The organism is Microbacterium sp. AC132 (assembly GCF_979258525.1).
The window spans coordinates 2,329,692-2,347,116 of the sequence record NZ_OZ409862.1; the positions used below are offsets into that span (position 1 = coordinate 2,329,692).

Consider the following 17,425-nt stretch of genomic DNA (forward strand, 5'->3'; position numbering starts at 1 on the left):
CAAAGTAGTCAAGGAGAAGCACGTGATCCCCGATCGCATCATCGAACAAGGCACGCTCGCCGTCGACGGCACACGCGCGTCGGTGGAGGTGCGCCTCCCCTGGTACCGCGCTCTGCCCGGCAGCTGCATCGCCGGAGCGACGCTCACCATCGACGGCGTCGAGGCGCCGTCCGACTCGCTGCGCTGGCGCATGAACGGTCGGGAGTTCCGCTTCGACGAGCTCCTCGATGAGACGGGGGAGTGGTGGTTCCCCGTCGACTCGGCGGTGCTCTCGGGCGACCTGCCGATCACGGCGGACGATGAGCACGAGGTGCGGGTCGACCTGACGCTGTACATCCCCTACATCATCATCTCGGACACCGAGACGCTGCACATCGAAGAGCACGACACCAAGACCATGACCGCGCGTCAGGCACAGGAGGTGGCGGCATGACCGCTCAGGGCACACCCATCCAGGGCGTCACGCTCTACAGCTTCACCCGCGCCTTCCACGGTCGCGAATACGACCTCGAGCAGCTGATCCGCAAGGTGGCGGACGAGGGCTACGGGCCCGGTCTCGAGATCATCGGCTTCTCGAGCTTCCGCGGCTTCCCGCACATCGAGGACTCCTTCGCCGGGTGGTTCCGCGACCTGATCGACGAGGTCGGCCTGGTCACCACCTCGCTCGCCGTGAACGCCGACATCGGCATCCATCGCGATCGTCTGCTGACGCAGGACGAGCTCATCGACTACATGACCCTGCAGATCAAGGCGGCGGCGAAGCTCGGCTTCCCGATCGCCCGCGTGCAGATCTCGATCACCCCGGACTCGATGGAGGCGCTCGCGCCGATCGCCGAGGAGCACGGGGTGACGCTCGCCCTCGAGGTGCATGCCGATCAGTACGCCTCGCATCCGCGCATCCTGGCGCTCCGCGACCGCTACGAGAAGGTCGGATCGCCCTTCCTCGGATTCACCATGGACTGGGGCGCCACGGTCTCGGGCTTCGCGCCCTCGCTCATCGAGGCCTACCGCCGGCGTGGTGCGTCGGAGGAGCTGCTGGGCAAGGTCGTCGACCTGTGGAACACCTACTACGAGCAGGGCCCGCCGGCGGATCAGGCGGTGCACGGGCAGCGCTTCGGATCCTTCATCGGACTCGCCGCCCAGAACGGTCGACCCGACCTCGGCATCGACTTCGGCATCAACGGCACCGGCCTGTTCGGACCCGCGCGCGTCGACGACTGGCTCGAGATCATGCCGTGGGTGAAGCACGTGCACGGCAAGTTCTTCGGAATCGACGAGAACGGCGAAGAGCCGTCGGTGCCGGTGCGCGACCTCATCACGCTGCTCGTCGAGAACGGCTACTCCGGTGCCGTGTCGAGCGAATACGAGGGCTGGCACTGGAACCACTGGCAGAGCCCGTTCGAGATCATCGCCGGCGAGCAGGCCGTTCAGCGCTCCGCGGCCGAGAACGCCGGCAGCCGCATGATCACCGACGCGGCCGAGGCGCACCGCGCGCTCGCCGCCCACCTCCCGCACGCTCTCACGAAGGGACTCCGCGCATGACCGACGGAATCGCCGGCACCGGCATCAAGCTGGGCATCACGCTCTACTCGCTCACCTCCGAGTTCGCCGCGGGGCTCTACACCCCCGAGACGCTCATCAAGGCCGCCGCAGACCACGGCCTGGGCCCCGGGATCGAGTTCAACATCGCGCAGATGCTGCGCACCTACCCCGATGTCGACGACGACTTCGTGCGGCTCTGGCGCGACAGCATGGACCGCTACGGGTTCGAGCCGAGTGCGATCGGCACGAACCTCGACATGGGCCGCCGCAAGGATCGCGACATGACCCCCGACGAGGAGCACGACTTCCTGGCCCGACAGCTCAAGACCGCGCACACGCTCGGCTTCAAGAAGGTCGTCATCCGCTCGCACGGCAAGGAGCTGCTGCGCAGTCTGCTGCCGTTGGCGGAGAAGTACGACCAGAAGCTCGGCTACGAGATCCATGCGCCGTCGGGTCCGAACAACCCGCAGGTGCTGCAGATGCGCGAGATGTACGACGAGCTGCAGTCCGATCGACTGGGCTTCACCGCCGACTTCTCGTCGACCATGCACTCGCTCTCGCCCACCCTTCTGCGCACCATGCGGCAGATGGGCATGCCCGAGGAGTACTTCGCCGTCATGGACGAGATCTGGCATGAGCCGACGCCCATGCACGTGCGCAATCAGAAGTTCGAGGACTTCCTGACGTCGGAGAACTTCGACTTCGCGCGCCTCGGACCCTTCACGCGCCTGGCGTTCAACATGCACGGCCTTGTGCCGCCGGAGGAATGGCTCGACATCATGCCGCAGATCTTCCACGTGCACGCCAAGTTCTACGACATCGGCCCCGACGGGGAGGAGCCCGCGATGGACATCCCCCGCATCGTGCGCCAGTTCGTCGAGGGCGGATACCAGGGGTACCTCTCGAGCGAGTGGGAGGGTCACGCGTTCTCGGACCTCGGCGAGAGCGACCCCATCGACCTCGTCAAGAAGCAGCACGACCTCATGCGTCGTGCGATCGAAGAGACCGCAGTCGCGGTCTGAATCGGAGACACTCATGGCCACTCACAACTCCCTGTTCTCCGAGAAGGACGTCCGCCGCACCGACACCGGCATCGCCGTCGCGGTGCAGCTGCCCTGGTACCGCAGCCTCTGGCTGTCGGCCGTCGACGGCGTCGCCGCCCGTGTGAACGGCGTCGACATCCCGACCGAGTCGCTGCGGTTCGAGCTCGAGGGGCGCACCTACCGCGTCGATGAGCTGCCCGAGCAGCACGAGACGCTGTGGTTCGTCGCCGAGCGCCCTGAGGTCCTCATCGACCTCGACCCGGTGCCGCAGGCGGGCGACGCCCTCACCGTCGAGGTCGTGCTGACCATGCGTCTGCTCTACATGCAGATCATGCCGGGCGTCGACGGCGGCCCCGGGCGCTACGTCACCAACCGCGTCCCGGTGCAGCGCGAGGTCGTGCTCGCATGACCCGAGAGCCGGCGACCGGCCGCGCGCTGCGTGTCGCGATGATCGGCCACGGTTTCATGGGCGCGGCCCACTCGGTGGGCTGGCGTCAGGCGCCGCGGATGTTCGACCTGCCTGATGACGTGGAGATGGCGGTTCTCGTCGGTCGCACGGCCGACTCCGTGCAGCGAGCCGCCGAGCAGTGGGGGTGGGCCGAGACGTCGACGGACTGGCGCGAGGTCATCGCCCGGCCCGACATCGACATCGTCGACATCGTCACGCCCGGTGACTCGCACGCCGAGATCGCGATCGCCGCGCTCGATGCGGGCAAGCACGTGCTCTGCGAGAAGCCCCTCGCCAACACGGTCGAGGAGGCTGAGGCGATGGCGGATGCCGCCGCACGCGCGGCCGAGCACGGCGTGGTCTCGATGGTCGGCTTCACCTATCGGCGCGTCCCCGCTGCCACCTTCCTGCGCGATCTGATCGCGGAGGGGGTGATCGGGCGCGTGCAGCAGGTGCGGGCCACCTACCGGCAGGACTGGCTCGTCGACCCCGAGATGCCGCTCGCCTGGCGTCTGCAGAAGGAGCACGCGGGTTCCGGGGCGCTGGGAGACATCGGCGCCCACATCATCGACCTCACGCAGTTCGTCACGGGGCAGACGGTGGAGGCCGTGACCGGCGTCACCGAGACGATCGTGTCTCGACGTCCGCTGAGCGCGGGGGGATCCGGGCTGTCCGGCACTGCCGGGGCGGGCTACGGCGACGTCACCGTCGACGATCTCGCGCTGTTCACCGGCCGGCTCTCGGGAGGGGCGCTGGCCTCTTTCGAGGCCACGCGCTTCGCGACCGGCCGCAAGAACGCGCTGACGATCGAGGTGTCGGGAGACCGGGGCGCACTGGCGTTCGACCTGGAGGACCTCAACAGTCTGCAGTTCTACGACCGCACCCTTCCCGACGACCGACAGGGCTTCACGAAGATCATCGTCACCGAGGCGGCGCACCCCTACGTCGCCGCGTGGTGGCCCGCGGGCCACATGCTCGGCTACGAGCACGGCTTCACGCATCAGGTGGTCGATCTGGTGCGCGGGATCCACGACGGCACCGCGCCGCATCCGAGCTTCGCGGAGGGCCTCGGAGTCCAGCGGGTGCTCGATGCGGTCGAGCGCAGCGCGGCAGACGATGCGGCCTGGGTGCGCGTGCGCACCGAGGCGCCGGTCGGCATCCGCTGAGTCCTCCACCCACCGCAGTCACACATCGCCATCCGTTCTACGAAGGAGTCGTTCATGGCACGTCCGATCACGCTGTTCACCGGTCAGTGGGCCGACCTCCCGTTCGAGGAGGTCGCGCGCCTGGCGGGGGAGTGGGGGTACGACGGACTCGAGATCGCCTGCTGGGGTGATCACATCGATGTCTCCCGCTGGGACGACGACGCCTATGTGCAGAGTCGTCGCGACATCCTCGAGCGCAACGGCCTCGGGGTATGGGCGATCTCGAACCATCTCACCGGGCAGGCGGTGTGCGACGATCCGATCGACGTGCGCCACCGCGACATCCTGTCGGACCGGGTCTGGGGTGACGGAGACCCCGAGGGCGTGCGTCAGCGGGCCGCGGAGGATCTGAAGGACACCGCCCGGTTCGCGGCGAAGCTCGGCGTCGCCACGGTGAACGGCTTCACGGGATCGAGCATCTGGAAGGCCGTGGCGATGTTCCCCCCGGCATCCGACGAGTTCATCGCCGCCGGATACCGCGACTTCGCCGACCGCTGGAATCCGATCCTCGATGTGTTCGAGGAGGTCGGGGTGCGCTTCGCTCTCGAGGTGCACCCCTCGGAGATCGCCTACGACTACTGGACCGCGAAGGCGACCCTCGACGCGATCGGGCATCGCAAGAGCTTCGGGTTCAACTTCGATCCTTCGCACTTCGTCTGGCAGCAGCTGGACTCCGTCGCGTTCGTGCTCGACTTCGCCGAGCACATCTTCCACGTCCACGTGAAGGAGTCGATCACCAACCTCGACGGCCGTAACGGCGTGCTGGGCTCGCACCTCGCGTGGGCCAACCCGCGCCGCGGCTGGACGTTCGTGTCGACCGGCCACGGGGCCGTGAAGTGGGAGCCGCTGTTCCGTGCGCTCAACGCGATCGGCTACACCGGCCCGACGAGCGTGGAGTGGGAGGACGCCGGCATGGACCGCCTGCACGGCGCACCGGAGGCGCTCGCGTTCGTTCGCGGGCTCGCCGCGATCACGCCTCCGGATGCCGCCTTCGACTCGGCGTTCTCCTCGAAGGTCGACGAGACCGCCTGATGGCCGACGTTCTGAACGTGCTCATCCTCTCGGGGCACATGACGATCGAGCACGACAACGAGCACCGCAGCTTCCGCACCCACAATCAGTGGCTGACGACGCTGCTCGAAGACACCGGGCGCTTCCGCGTGCGCGTGATCGAAGATCCGCGCGGCCTCGGCGCCGAGATCATCGACAAATACGACGTGATCATCGTCGTCTTCGAGGGGCGGGACGGCTACCACGACAGGGCCGTCGGCTTCGGGCCGGAGACGGATGCCGCGCTGCTGCGATTCGTGCACGACCGGGGCAAGGGCATCGTGTGGTTCCACGGCTCGGCGGTGCAGGAGGATGACTGGGGCTACCCCGAGGAGTACAACGTCATGCGCGGTGCGAAGCTCAGCGTGCCGACCGGCATCCGTCCCCGTCCGTGGGGTGAGGCGCTGCTGCGCACGACGGAGCCACGTCACGCGATCACCGACGGCATCACTGAGACGTGGACCGTGACGGGCGACGACATCCTCGTCGGGGTCGAGCTGTATGAGGGTGCGCAGGTTCTGCTGACGACCTTCGACGATCTCGAGTCGTACGAGAAGGCGCCCGTCTGGCCGATGTCGCACTATCCCGTCGCGATTCCCGCGGAGGGCATCGCAGCGCTGCCCGGGATGAACACCGATCAGCCGATCGCCTGGATCAACGACTACGGCTCGGGCCGCAGCTTCACGATCACCATCGGTCACGACATCGACACGTTCCGGCGCATCGAGTTCATCAGGATGTTCCCGCGCGGCGTCGAGTGGGCGGCCACGGGCGAGGTGAGCCTCGAGGGGCCGGATCGGCGCGGCGACCGTCGATTCCTGCCTTGGCCGTACTACAACCGCGAGGGCTGACCGCGACCTCGAACAGGCGACGGCCTCGAGCCTCCGATCAGGAGGCTCGAGGCCGTGTTCGTGCTCCGGTCAGACGCGGGCCGACGAGACGCCGATCCCGAGCGCCGTGCCGGCCAGTGCCAGGTGCGCGCGGGTCATCTCGGCCGCGTCGTCGTCGAGCCATTCGAGCCCGCCCCACTCGCTCGTGAAGGTGCCGCGGAAGTCGCGCCCCGCCAGCTCGGCGCCCAGAGCCTGGATCGGCGTGGAGATGCGGTGGTCCGCGTCGTCCAGATCCCAGAACTTCAGATGGAAGGCGCCGACGAGGGGAAGGATGCCGCGCAGCTCCGCGGCATCCGAACGCCCGAAGCGCACGAGCATGTCCATGTAGAGCGTGTGCACCGGACCGGGCACGCCGCCCGACCGCAGCAGATCCATCACGGCGTCATGCGTCTCGGCCTCGCGCCAGTCGTGGGTGAGCCGGGAGATCAGCTCGGGCGGGATCCCGCCCGAGCTCAGGCGCTCGAGGTAGGTCGTGGGCAGCGCCGGCATGAGCATGCTGATGTCGATCAGCAGCCGAACGCGAGAGTCGTCGATCGCCGCGACGGTGTCGTAGTCCGCAGTGTGGGCCGACGGGGTCTGGCGGCCCTGCGCTTCTTCGAACAGCACGAGGTCGAGCTCATGGAGGTGCGGCAGCAGGTCGGCCAGCAGCGCGGGACCCGCCTGTCCGATCGGCAGACGGAGTCCCGAGGCGCCCAGTCGATGCGCGGCCCGCAGCTGAGGCAGCAGGAACGCGAGTCTCTCGGCGTCGCTGCGCCGTCGGGCAGGCAGGTCCCAGTCGTCGATGCTCGCGCCGACGATGCTCACCCGACCGCCCACTGCGGCGAGCGACTCGCGCAGCGCTTCGGCCTCGGCGTCGGTCGGCACCGGATAGGAGCGCCACAGCTGGCCCAGCTCGACCTCGATGACCGAGGCGATGCCCTCCGCCACGATTCCGATCGCGATGTCCGGAGCGGTGCGCTCTGCACGCACGATCTCGGAGGACCAGTTGAAGGCGCTCGCAGAGAGCGTCCAGTCGGAGGGAAGTGCGGTCGTCATGTGCGGTCTCCGGGTCAGGCGACGTCGCGTGCCGCATCGGCGCTGGCGCCCGGGGTCACGGTGTCGAGGTCGCGGGCGAAGTGGAAGGGAAGGATCAGAGGACCGTCCGGGCCCTTCTGCAGGTAGGGGACGGCCAGACGGAAGGAGACCCGCACCGAGTGCGTGCCCGCGGAGAGACGCCGTCCGAGCCGCAGCGCGAGCCGGTCCTGCACGAACCACCAGCCGTCCTCGTGCGCGAGGTCGGCGGGTGCGATGTCGCGCTGACCGAGAACGACACGGAGGTGCGGAACCGGCACGCCGTCGATGTGCACCTCGACGTCTCGCACGGCGGCGAGGGGCAGCGCCCGGATCCACGGCAGTGCGAGCCTGAGGACAGCGCCGGTCGCATCCTCGACGAGTGAACTCGCCGTCAGCGCGTCGAGCACGGTGCGCCTCTGTGGTCTGCGGCGGCATCCGAGCACTCGCCCGGCATGGCATGCATCATCTTCGACGCCTCTCGTTCGACTTCAGTTCAGAACATACCTGCTTATGTCTGAAATAGGAAGAAGTGCGAGAGTGAGGGACTCAGTCCACCGAGTGGATGCGCGCGACCGTCGGCGCCCCGTCGGCGAACCACCGGGGGAAGGTCTCGTCGAACAGCTCTTCCCGAGCGAGCGCGGCGCCACCGCGCAGGGGCTCGCGCTGGTCGTTGAGCGAGTTCACGATCGACAGGTCGCGCGTCGCGAGAGGCAGGGAGAGCTCGTAGACCCGCTGCCGCACCTCCGCCAGGAAGAGCTCGCCCGCGGCGGCCACGGCGCCGCCGATCACGATGATGCTCGGGTTGAACACGTTGACCAGGGTCGCGATCGATTCGCCCGCCACCCGCGCGGACTTGCGGATCAGGGAGATCGCGAGGGCGTCGCCGCCCTCGGCGGCGCGGGAGATCGACTCCGGCGTGATTGCCTCTCCGTCGGCGACCCGCTTCGCCAGAGCTCCACCGCCGCCCTCGTCGAGCGCCCGCTGAGCGTCGCGCACGAGCGCCCAGCCCCCGGCCACGGCCTCGAGGCAGCCGACCTTGCCACACCGGCACAGCTCTTCGGAGTCGAGGACGCGCACGTGACCGATGTCACCGGCCGCGCCGTTCGCGCCGCGATGCACGCGCCCACGAGAAAGGAGCCCGGCGCCGATTCCCGAGCCGATCTTGCAGTAGATGAGGTCGATGCTGTCGTTCTCGCGACGCTCGCGCTCACTGAAGGCGAGGATGTTCACGTCGTTGTCGACCCATGTCGGGGCGTCGAAGCGCTCCTCGAACCGGGTGCGGATGTCGAAGCCGTTCCAGCCGGGCATGATGGGCGGCGCGACCGGGCGGCCGGAGGTGAAGTCCACGGGGCCCGGAACGCCGACGGTGATGGCCCAGACGGGCGTGCCGGGCGCGGCGTCCTCCGCGACCAGGCGGTCGATCATCGACATCGCCTCGTCGAGGGTCTCCTCGGGTCCCCGGGCGATGTCCCAGGCGCGATGCGAGTCGGCGAGGATCGCGCCGTCGAGGTCGGCGAGACCCACGTGGATGTGCAGGGCTCCGAGCGCGCAGACGATCACTCGCCCGCGTTCGGCGCGGAAGCGCAGCGTGCGTGGCGCTCTGCCGCCGGACGACGGCGCGAACTCCCCGTCCTGCAGGAACCCGACTTCGATCGCGTGGTCGACCCGCTGGGCGACGACGCCTCGCCCCAGTCCGGTCAGGCGACCGATCTCGGGTCTGGTCACCGCCTCGCCCGTGCGAACGAGGTTGACGATGCGCAGGAGACTCGTCATCTCATCGGTCTGCGCGCCGAATCGGAGGGTGGACTCACTAGCCATACCCGATTTTCACACAGGGTCTGTCGGATTCCGCGTTCATCGCGTCATCTATTGTCGTGCGCGGACAGACTTAGGTACAGTTCCAACATAAGCCGATGGAGGCCTGATGCTTCCCGAGAGGAACGATCTGATGACGAGAGGCGTCGGAATCATCGGAGCGGGCCCGGGGGTGTCGGCCCTGCATCTGCCCACCCTCGATCGCCTGCCGGAGCTGTTCCGCGTCGTGCACATCGCCGACGGCGGCAGCGGACGAGCCGAGGCCCTCGCCGAGCGCACAGGAGCGCGGTACTCAGCGGGCACGGCCGCGCTTCTCGCCGATCCCGAGGTCGAGGTGGTCGCGATCTGCTCGCCCCCTGAGCAGCATGCGGCTCAGATACTCGATGCGGTGGCCGCCGGCGTGCGCGCGATCCTGTGCGAGAAACCCATCGCGCTCACCAGAGACGACGCTGATGCCGTGATGGACGCATGCCGTCGAGCCGGCACGGCGCTCGTCGTCGGGACGAATCACCTCTTCGATCCGGCATGGGGCAGGGCTCGGCATCACATCGCCGCCGAGCAGGCTCCGGTGCGCGCGGTCTCGATCACCGCCGCGCTGCCGCCGAACGGCCGATACCACGACGTCGTCACGGAGTCACTGCCGGGTGCCGCACCTGCCCGACCCGCGCCGGACTGGAAGGATCCGGGGTTCTCCTCGGCCGTGGTCCGGCAGCTGATCCTCGGCCTCGGCATCCACGATCTCCCCCTGCTACGAGACCTCGCGCCGCGTGTCGATCGGGTGGTGTTCGCGCGTCCCGTCGCCCCCATCGGGTACTGCGTGGGATTCATCGCCGGCGACGTGCTCGTCCGCCTCACCGCGGTGATGCTGCGCGAGGGGGCGGAGGCGCTCTGGCGCTTCTCGGTCGCGACCGGACGCGATCTGATCGACATCGAGTTCCCTCCGGCTTTCGTGCACGACGGCAGCGCGCGAGCACGAGTGCGCCATGTCGACGGCCGGGTGTCGGAGTACCCGCCGCTGCCCGATGACGGCTATCTGGCCGAGTGGCGGGCGATGGCGTCGCTCGCCGCGGGCGCCGACGCGGTCGAGTACGACGAGATGCTCGCCGATGCGCACTACGCGATCGACCTGGCGGATGCCGCAGCCACCGCCGTGCGCGAGGGGATGACGCGATGATCGGGGTCACCGGAGCGACGGCCGGATATGCGGCGGCACTCGCCGAGCTGCCACTGCGAGCGCGTGCGACGTCCACGGCCTCCGGTGCGGTCGTCGTGGTCGACGGCGCCTCGGGGTGGCCGGGGCGGGCGGTCGAGGCCGTGCGCCGGGGCGCGGCCGCGGTGCTCGTCGGGAATCCGGTCTCGACGGATGCGGCGGAGATCGGCGATCTCGAGGCTGTCGCCGAGGGCGCACCGGTGGTGCTGGACCGTCCGTGGCTGCGGGCCGACGTCGTCGCCGACGCGGCGGTCGCCGTCCCGGCGCGTCAGCTGACCGTCGATGCAGCCGGAGCGGCGCCAGCGATGGGCGAACTGACGAGGGATGCGGTCGGCTGGCTGCGGGTGCTCGGCGGAGGCGATCTCGAGCTGCGGACGGCAGCGGCGCTGCCGCACGGGCTGATCGCCCTGCTCGAGGAACCGACGTCGGGAACGGCGGCCGCGCTGACGGTCTCGGCGCTGGTCGGCCGAGGGCGACCGCGGCTCCGGGCACTCGCCGTCGGAGAGACGCGCATCGAGGTCGATCTCGACGCGGCGACCGATGTGAGAAGCGTGGAGTCGAGCAGCGCCGACGGCGTGCTGCGCCTGCCTCGGCGGCATGAGTCGGGTGAGCGGCTCGCACTCCGTCGAGCGATCCACGCAGCGCTGCAGGGCACGCTTCCGGCGGATGTCCGGGAGTTCCGGCACGACGTGCAGCTCGCTGAGGGGATGTGGGGAACGGATAAACGAGGCTGATTCCGCGCATAGCCACATCGGGATTCCTGAATAGCCGATATCCGACAAAAGTAGATCGCGGGGCAGGTCCCAGAGCCCCCACGAAAGGATCGAAGATGATCAAGCTGCTTTCCCACCTGTCCTACGTGGCGATCACGTCGCCGGACGTCGAGGCATCGGTGGAGTTCTACAAGACCCAGGTCGGTCTCACCGAGGTGGCCCGCGAAGACGGTCGCGTCTACCTGCGCTGCTGGGGTGACTACTACGCCTACTCGGTGGTCGTCGTCCCCGGAGACGAGCCGTCTCTCGAGACCATGGCCTGGCGCACGTCCAGCGCCGAGGCGCTCGAAGAAGCCGCGAAGCGCATCGAGGCCGCGGGGATCCAGGGCGAGTGGATCGACGGATTCAAGATCGGCCGTGCCTACCGCTTCACCGGTCCCTTCGGCCACGACATGACCCTCCACTGGGACGTCGAGCGCCACCAGTCGACGACGGACGCCGCCTCGATCTACCCCGACCGTCCCGAGAAGCGCAGCAAGATCGCCGGCGCACCGCGTCAGCTCGACCACGTCACGGTGGCGACGAGCGATGTCGACGCCTTCGTCGCCTGGTACGTCGACGTGCTCGGCTTCCGCTTCATGGCGCGCACCGTGCTCGACGAGGCGCCGATCTCGGTGTTCTCGGTGCTCACGACCAACGAGAAGTCGCACGACCTCGGCGTCGTGCTCGACGGATCCACGCGCGCCGGTCGGGTCAACCACTACGCGTTCTGGGTCGACACCCGCGAAGAGCTGCTGATCGCCGCCGACACCCTGATGGAGAACGGCATCCCGATCGAATACGGACCCAACATCCACGGCATCGGGGAGCAGACGTTCCTCTACTATCGCGAGCCGTCGACGCTGCGCATCGAGCTGAACACGGGCGGCTACCGCAACTACGTCCCGGACTGGGAGGCGAACACCTGGAAGCCCTCGCTCGGCTCGAACAACTTCTACCGCAACGGCGCGATGCCGATGTCGATGACGGAGTCGTTCCCGCCGGCGGACGGCCCCTCCGCCACCGAGGAGGGCGTGCCCGACGAGATCAAGGAAGCGCTCTTCAACCCGTACGCCAAGCACGGCCAGGGCTGAGCGCCCGCCCGGAGCGGACGTCGACGTCCGCCCCGGAACCTCCGTGACGCCATACTGAACGACAGAGGATCGACCGACGATGACGACGACGACAACAGCACCCGACGCACCCTTCGCACTGGCGCGCTATCGCGACGACGGGCGCGTGCGTCTCGGCCTCGCGGTCGGCGAGCGCATCCGCCCGCTCTCGTCCGAGGAGCTCGGAGCCGACGGGCTCAACCAGTTCCTCGCGGCCCCCGACTGGGACAGACTGCACACGATCGCCCGGAGCGACGGGCCGTGGATCCCGCTCGCGGAGGTCACCCTCACCGCTCCCGTCGAGCCGCGTCAGGTGCTGCAGACCGGCGCGAACTACCGCGAGCACGTCATCGAGCTCGTCGCAGCCGGCCTGACCCAGAACTCCGATCGCACGCCCGACGAGGCGCGGGAGTTCGCCGCCACCATGATGGACGACCGCAAGGCGAACGGCGAGCCCTACTTCTTCATCGGGCTGCCCGCCGCGGTCGTCGGGGACGACGTCCCCCTCGTGCTGCCCGCGTACAGCGAGGTGCACGACTGGGAGCTCGAGCTCGCCCTCGTGATCGGCAAGGAGGCCTTCCAGGTCTCGCGCGAGGACGCCTGGGAGCACATCGCCGGCTACACGATCGTGAACGACGTGACGACCCGCGATCTGGTCTTCCGCAAGGACATGAAGGAGATCGGCACCGACTGGTATCGGGCCAAGAACGCACCCGGATTCCTGCCGACCGGTCCGTTCCTCGTACCGGCACCGTTCGTCTCGGCGAGTGACGCGGCGGTGCGCCTCGACCTCAACGGGCAGACGATGCAGGACGCATCGACCAGCGATCTGCTGTTCGACATCCCGGCGCTGCTCTCGGCCGCGTCGCAGACCCACCCGCTGTACCCCGGTGACCTGCTGCTGACGGGCAGCCCTGCCGGCAACGGCCAGCACTGGCGGCGGTTCCTCCGCGACGGAGACGTCATGACCGGCACGATCGCCAACCTCGGCACCCAGGTCGTGCGCTGCGTGACCCAGAAGACGGACGGGGCCTCGTGATGGGGACGCCCTCCGAGAATCCGGCCGATCTCGACCGCGCCGACCCCGAGTCCGAGATCGCGGCCCGGGCGACGGCGTATCGCAACTGGGGGCGCTGGGGGAGCGACGACGTGCTCGGCACCCTCAACTTCATCGACGACGCCGTTCGGGTGAAGGCCGCGTCGCTCGTGTCCTCCGGCCGGGTGGTCTCGCTCTCGCAGCGCTTCGACACCGACGGCCCGCAGAAGGGGTGGCGCAGGCGTACCAACCCGGTGCACACCATGACCGACACCGGTGTCGACGCCGAGCGCGGCAACCAGGGTTTCCCGCACGGCATCGGCGGGGCGGACGACGTGATCGCGATGCCCCTGCAGTGCTCGACGCAGTGGGACGGCCTCGGCCACATCTTCGACCACGGCAACGCCTGGAACGGGCGACGGGCGGGCGACGTCGTGACCAGCGAGGGCGACCTCGTCACGGGCATCGAGCACGCGGCATCCGTCATCGTCTCGCGCGGGGTGCTGCTGGACGTCGGCCGACACCTGTTCCCCGAGACCGGTGAGCTGCCGGACGGTCACGCCATCACGGTCGCGGATATCGAGGCGACGATCGCCGCGCAGGGCGCTTCCAGCGTCGTGGGGCGCGGCGACATCGTCGTGGTCCGCACCGGACAGTACGCACGCACCCGCCGCGAGGGCTGGGGCGACTATGCCGGGGGACCGGCGCCCGGACTGTCGCTGACCACCGCGGGGTGGCTGCATCGCACGGAGATCGCGGCCATCGCGACCGACACCTGGGGGTTCGAGGTGCGTCCGAACGAGTTCGACGTGCCGGCCTTCCAGCCGCTGCACCAGGTCGTCATCCCGAACCTCGGCCTGACGATCGGCGAGATGTGGAACCTCGATGAGCTCGCCGAGGCCTGTGCCGAGCGCGGCCGGTGGGACTTCCTCCTGTCGGCGCCGCCGCTCCCGATCACGGGGGCCGTCGGCTCGCCGGTCAACCCCGTCGCCATCCTCTAGTCCACTCACACCCGCACGATCACCCAGAACAGAGAGGTTCTGCTCATGACCGCAGTTCGCAAGGTCGCGATCGCCGGCACCGGCGTCGCCGGACTCGCCGCCGCGATCCAGCTCGCCAAGGCCGGCGTCGAGGTCGACGTCTTCGAGGCGAAGGACGCGCCGTCCACCCTCGGGTCCGGCATCTCGCTGCAGGGCAACGCCCTGCGCGTGTTCGATGCGCTCGGCGCGTGGGACGACATCCGCGCGGCGGGATTCCCGTTCGAGGGACTGAATCTGCGCGCACCCGGTCCCGGCGCCCCGATCGTGGCGGCGCTGCCGGACGTCAAGACCGGAGGCCCCGACTACCCGGCCGCTATGGGCATGCCTCGCGCCGAACTGACGAGCATCCTGCTCGAGCACGCGCGCGCGGCCGGAGCCGACGTGCGCTTCGGTGCGAAGGTCACCGGAGTCGAGCAGCATGGTCCCGACTCCGTCGAGGTCGTCGTGAACGGAGGGTCGGCAGGCGAGTACGACCTGCTGATCGGCGCGGACGGGCTGCACTCCGCCGTGCGGGACCTCGTCGGGATCGAGACCAAGCCGGAGCCGACCGGGATGGGCATCTGGCGCGCGTTCGTCTCGCGCCCCGCCGACGTCGAACGGTCCGAGCTCTACTACGGCGGGCCCATGTACATCGCGGGGTACACGCCGACCGGTGAGGACACCATGTACGCGTTCCTCGTGGAGGACGCGCAGGATCGCTTCGGGGTCTCCGGCGAGGAGGCCACGCAGATCATGCTCGAGGCGTCGCGTGCCTACGACGGTCCGTGGAACTCGATCCGCGCCGATCTCGAGGCGGGCGCCGTCGCCAACTACACCTGGTTCACCCAGCACGTCGTGCCCGCGCCGTGGAACCGCGGGCGGGTGATCGTGATCGGCGACGCGGCGCACTCCTGCCCTCCGACGATCGCCCAGGGCGCTGCGCAGGGGCTCGAGGACGCCTTCGTGCTCACCGAGCTGCTGACGACGCGGGATGCCGTGGACGACTCGCTGTTCGACGAGTTCCACGCGCGTCGCCTGCCTCGTGCGCAGGCCGTCGTCGAGGCCTCGGTGCAGCTCGGTCGCTGGCAGCTCGAGCACGATCGCGACGCCGACGCCGGCGGACTCATCTTCGGCATCGCGCAGAAGATGGCGGCACCGGCATGACCACCGACGTCCATGCTCACGTCCTGCTGCCGTCGCTGCAGGCCGAGGTCGAGCGACGCGTGCCCGACCTCGTGCGCGAGGCCGCCGCACTCGAGCTGACTCGGAACGGTGCCGAGAGCCTGGCTGTCTCGGGCCCGATGGTGGGCGCGCGCATCCCCCAGCTCACGTCCGTGCCGGTGCGTCTCGCCGACATGGATGCGCAGGGCGTCGACGTGCAGTGGGTCAGCGCCTCACCCAACCACTTCTACCCCTGGGCTCCCGAGGGACTGGCCGTGTGGGCGGCGAACGAGGCCAACCGACTGGTCGCCGAGCACGTGGCGCAGGCGCCCGAGCGGCTCATCGGTCTCGGACTCGTTCCGCTGCAGCACCCGGCGCGCATCGTCGAGTGCCTCGACGACGCGGTGCTCGGCCGGGGTCTCGCCGGTGTCGAGATCTCGTCGTTCGCCGGCGACGTGGAGCTCTCGGATGAGCGACTGGAGCCCTTCTGGGCGCGGGCTGCCGAACTGGGCGCCGTCGTCTTCCTGCATCCGTTCGGCTGCAGCCTCGACGAACGACTCGATCGGTTCTACCTGTCGAACACCGTCGGGCAGCCGGCCGAGAACGCCGTCGCGCTCTCGCACCTGATCTTCGCGGGTGTGCTCGACCGGCATCCGCAGCTCACGATCGTCGCGGCCCACGGCGGCGGTTACCTGCCGCTGTCGATCGGGCGCTCGGACCGCGCATGGACGGTGCGTCCCGAGGCTCAGCGCTGCGCGCACGCGCCCTCGACATATCTCTCGAAGATCTGGTTCGACACCGTGGTGCACGACCCCGACGCGCTGCGGCGACTCATCGAGGTCGCGGGGGAGTCGCGCGTGCTGCTGGGCAGCGATTATCCGTTCGACATGGGGCTCGACGACCCGGTCGAGTTCGTGCGGGGGTCGGGGCTCGAAGCCGCGGTCGTCGACCGCATCCTCGAGGAGAACGCCGCACAGCTGCTCGGGCGGCGGGTGCGGGCATGAGGATCGCCCGCTGGAGCGTCGACGGCGAGGTCGGCGAGGGCTTCGTCGAGGGCGATCGGGTGGTCTCCTTCCCGCGCCGGCTGCGTGTGGCCGATGTGCTCGCGCTCGGGCTGGACGCCGCGCGCGACCTGCACCGCGAGGTCGAGGGCGAGACGGGAGCGGCGCTCGCCGAGGTGACCCTGCTCGCTCCGGTCGCGCCCGCGTCGGTGCGCGATTTCGTGGCCTTCGAGGAGCACGTCGAGGGAGTGAGCGCCGGCGTCGAGGGCAAGAGCGACGTGGCGCCGGAGTGGTACGACGCGCCGACCTTCTATTTCGGCAACCCGCACACGATCCTGGGGCCTGCGGATGTGCTGCATCCGCCGGTGACCGAACGACTCGACTTCGAACTGGAGGTCGCGGTCGTGATCGGAGGCGCCCCGGGGGTCGGGGAGTCGAATCTCGACGCCGGGGCGGCGGCGTCGCTGATCTTCGGATACACGATCATGAACGACTGGTCGGCCCGCGACCTGCAGGCCCGCGAGATGAAGGTGCGCCTCGGTCCGTCGAAGGGCAAGGACTTCGGGATGAGCCTGGGGCCGTGGATCGTCACGGCCGATGAGCTCGAGCCGTATCTCGACGACGACGGTTTCCTCGCGATCCGCGCCGAGGTCTTCGTGAACGACGAGCTGATCGGCGAGGACCTCGTCTCGAACGCCGGCTGGCCGTTTCCCGAGTTCGTCGCCTATGCCTCGCGGAACTCGCGGGTCGTGCCGGGCGACGTCCTGGGCAGCGGCACCGTCGGCAACGGCGGGTGCCTGGGCGAGCTGTGGGGGCGCAACGGCGCGCTCACGCCACCTCCGCTCGTCGAGGGCGACGTGGTGCGCATGGTGGTGGAGGGGATCGGTGAACTCGTCGGGAGAGTGGGCGCGCCCGTCACCGCGCCCGCGGTGCCGCGTGCCAGGAGCCGATCCCGTGCGCGTCGGCGTGCACTTTAGTTGAAAACCGACTAAAGATCCCGTATGCTGAACTCGGCGCCGGGGTTCCTCGAACCCGTTCCCGCTCGTGACGTTGCGAGCGGGGCACACGAAGTCGCGTCGACTGCCCGA

Annotated in this window: 18 protein-coding genes; 15 read left to right on the forward strand and 3 right to left on the reverse strand. The window is 69.3% G+C overall.

Annotated elements, in window-relative coordinates; all coding sequences use genetic code 11:
* Positions 1-22: 22 nt before the first annotated feature.
* The 7 genes from ACZZZQ_RS11035 to ACZZZQ_RS11065 are packed head-to-tail and all read left to right on the forward strand — an operon-like array spanning position 23 to position 6,139.
* Positions 23-433 carry a C-glycoside deglycosidase beta subunit domain-containing protein gene (locus ACZZZQ_RS11035; protein ID WP_187250188.1) on the forward strand — a complete coding sequence of 137 codons (411 nt, stop codon included), beginning with the start codon at positions 23-25 and terminating at the stop codon, positions 431-433.
* The gene (locus tag ACZZZQ_RS11040) at positions 430-1,542 is read left to right on the forward strand and encodes a sugar phosphate isomerase/epimerase family protein (RefSeq protein WP_463499313.1); all 1,113 of its coding nucleotides are present in this window, start codon (positions 430-432) and stop codon (positions 1,540-1,542) included. Before ACZZZQ_RS11035 ends, ACZZZQ_RS11040 begins: the two co-directional genes overlap by 4 nt.
* The gene (locus ACZZZQ_RS11045; RefSeq protein WP_120493742.1) at positions 1,539-2,564 is read left to right on the forward strand and encodes a sugar phosphate isomerase/epimerase family protein; all 1,026 of its coding nucleotides are present in this window, start codon (positions 1,539-1,541) and stop codon (positions 2,562-2,564) included. Before ACZZZQ_RS11040 ends, ACZZZQ_RS11045 begins: the two co-directional genes overlap by 4 nt.
* 13 nt (positions 2,565-2,577) lie before the next feature.
* Entirely contained in the window at positions 2,578-2,994 is a 417-nt protein-coding gene (locus ACZZZQ_RS11050; RefSeq protein WP_120493741.1) for a C-glycoside deglycosidase beta subunit domain-containing protein, read from the forward strand.
* On the forward strand, positions 2,991-4,199 hold the full coding sequence (locus ACZZZQ_RS11055; protein WP_463507548.1) for a Gfo/Idh/MocA family protein: 1,209 nt from the start codon (positions 2,991-2,993) through the stop codon (positions 4,197-4,199). Before ACZZZQ_RS11050 ends, ACZZZQ_RS11055 begins: the two co-directional genes overlap by 4 nt.
* Before the next feature lie 54 nt (positions 4,200-4,253).
* On the forward strand, positions 4,254-5,270 hold the full coding sequence (locus ACZZZQ_RS11060; protein ID WP_187250191.1) for a sugar phosphate isomerase/epimerase family protein: 1,017 nt from the start codon (positions 4,254-4,256) through the stop codon (positions 5,268-5,270).
* Positions 5,270-6,139, forward strand: coding sequence for a ThuA domain-containing protein (locus ACZZZQ_RS11065; RefSeq protein WP_187250192.1), 870 nt, complete (start codon positions 5,270-5,272; stop codon positions 6,137-6,139). The genes ACZZZQ_RS11060 and ACZZZQ_RS11065 overlap by 1 nt, the downstream gene beginning before the upstream one ends.
* Before the next feature lie 69 nt (positions 6,140-6,208).
* Here the strand turns inward: ACZZZQ_RS11065 and ACZZZQ_RS11070 are convergent, their stop codons facing one another.
* The 3 genes from ACZZZQ_RS11070 to ACZZZQ_RS11080 all read right to left on the reverse strand — a co-directional run bounded on the left by ACZZZQ_RS11070 (position 6,209) and on the right by ACZZZQ_RS11080 (position 9,049).
* Positions 6,209-7,213, reverse strand: coding sequence for an apurinic/apyrimidinic endonuclease family protein (locus ACZZZQ_RS11070; RefSeq protein ID WP_463507549.1), 1,005 nt, complete (start codon positions 7,211-7,213; stop codon positions 6,209-6,211).
* A gap of 14 nt (positions 7,214-7,227) precedes the next feature.
* Positions 7,228-7,638 carry a hypothetical protein gene (locus tag ACZZZQ_RS11075; RefSeq protein ID WP_463507550.1) on the reverse strand — a complete coding sequence of 137 codons (411 nt, stop codon included), beginning with the start codon at positions 7,636-7,638 and terminating at the stop codon, positions 7,228-7,230.
* A 139-nt stretch (positions 7,639-7,777) separates the two neighbouring features.
* Positions 7,778-9,049, reverse strand: a complete 1,272-nt coding sequence (locus ACZZZQ_RS11080; protein ID WP_187250194.1) for an ROK family protein — start codon at positions 9,047-9,049, stop codon at positions 7,778-7,780.
* 130 nt (positions 9,050-9,179) lie between these two features.
* On the opposite strand from ACZZZQ_RS11080, the gene ACZZZQ_RS11085 reads away from it, so the two are divergent.
* From ACZZZQ_RS11085 to ACZZZQ_RS11120, 8 genes are all read left to right on the forward strand, one after another.
* Complete coding sequence (locus ACZZZQ_RS11085) at positions 9,180-10,220, forward strand: Gfo/Idh/MocA family protein (RefSeq protein WP_463507551.1); 1,041 nt, start codon at positions 9,180-9,182, stop codon at positions 10,218-10,220.
* Positions 10,217-10,990, forward strand: coding sequence for a hypothetical protein (locus ACZZZQ_RS11090; protein WP_463507552.1), 774 nt, complete (start codon positions 10,217-10,219; stop codon positions 10,988-10,990). The genes ACZZZQ_RS11085 and ACZZZQ_RS11090 overlap by 4 nt, the downstream gene beginning before the upstream one ends.
* A 95-nt stretch (positions 10,991-11,085) precedes the next feature.
* Entirely contained in the window at positions 11,086-12,102 is a 1,017-nt protein-coding gene (locus tag ACZZZQ_RS11095) for a VOC family protein (protein WP_120493734.1), read from the forward strand.
* Positions 12,103-12,181: 79 nt separating this feature from the next.
* Positions 12,182-13,159 (forward strand): fumarylacetoacetate hydrolase family protein, encoded by a 978-nt coding sequence (locus tag ACZZZQ_RS11100; protein ID WP_463507553.1) that lies wholly within the window; start codon positions 12,182-12,184, stop codon positions 13,157-13,159.
* Positions 13,159-14,157: a cyclase family protein gene (locus ACZZZQ_RS11105; RefSeq protein ID WP_320490568.1), complete on the forward strand. Its 999-nt coding sequence runs from the start codon at positions 13,159-13,161 to the stop codon at positions 14,155-14,157. The genes ACZZZQ_RS11100 and ACZZZQ_RS11105 overlap by 1 nt, the downstream gene beginning before the upstream one ends.
* 45 nt (positions 14,158-14,202) lie before the next feature.
* Positions 14,203-15,339, forward strand: coding sequence for an FAD-dependent monooxygenase (locus ACZZZQ_RS11110; RefSeq protein WP_120493731.1), 1,137 nt, complete (start codon positions 14,203-14,205; stop codon positions 15,337-15,339).
* The gene (locus ACZZZQ_RS11115; protein ID WP_463507554.1) at positions 15,336-16,340 is read left to right on the forward strand and encodes an amidohydrolase family protein; all 1,005 of its coding nucleotides are present in this window, start codon (positions 15,336-15,338) and stop codon (positions 16,338-16,340) included. Before ACZZZQ_RS11110 ends, ACZZZQ_RS11115 begins: the two co-directional genes overlap by 4 nt.
* Positions 16,337-17,314 carry a fumarylacetoacetate hydrolase family protein gene (locus tag ACZZZQ_RS11120; protein ID WP_463507555.1) on the forward strand — a complete coding sequence of 326 codons (978 nt, stop codon included), beginning with the start codon at positions 16,337-16,339 and terminating at the stop codon, positions 17,312-17,314. Before ACZZZQ_RS11115 ends, ACZZZQ_RS11120 begins: the two co-directional genes overlap by 4 nt.
* Positions 17,315-17,425: the final 111 nt, after the last annotated feature.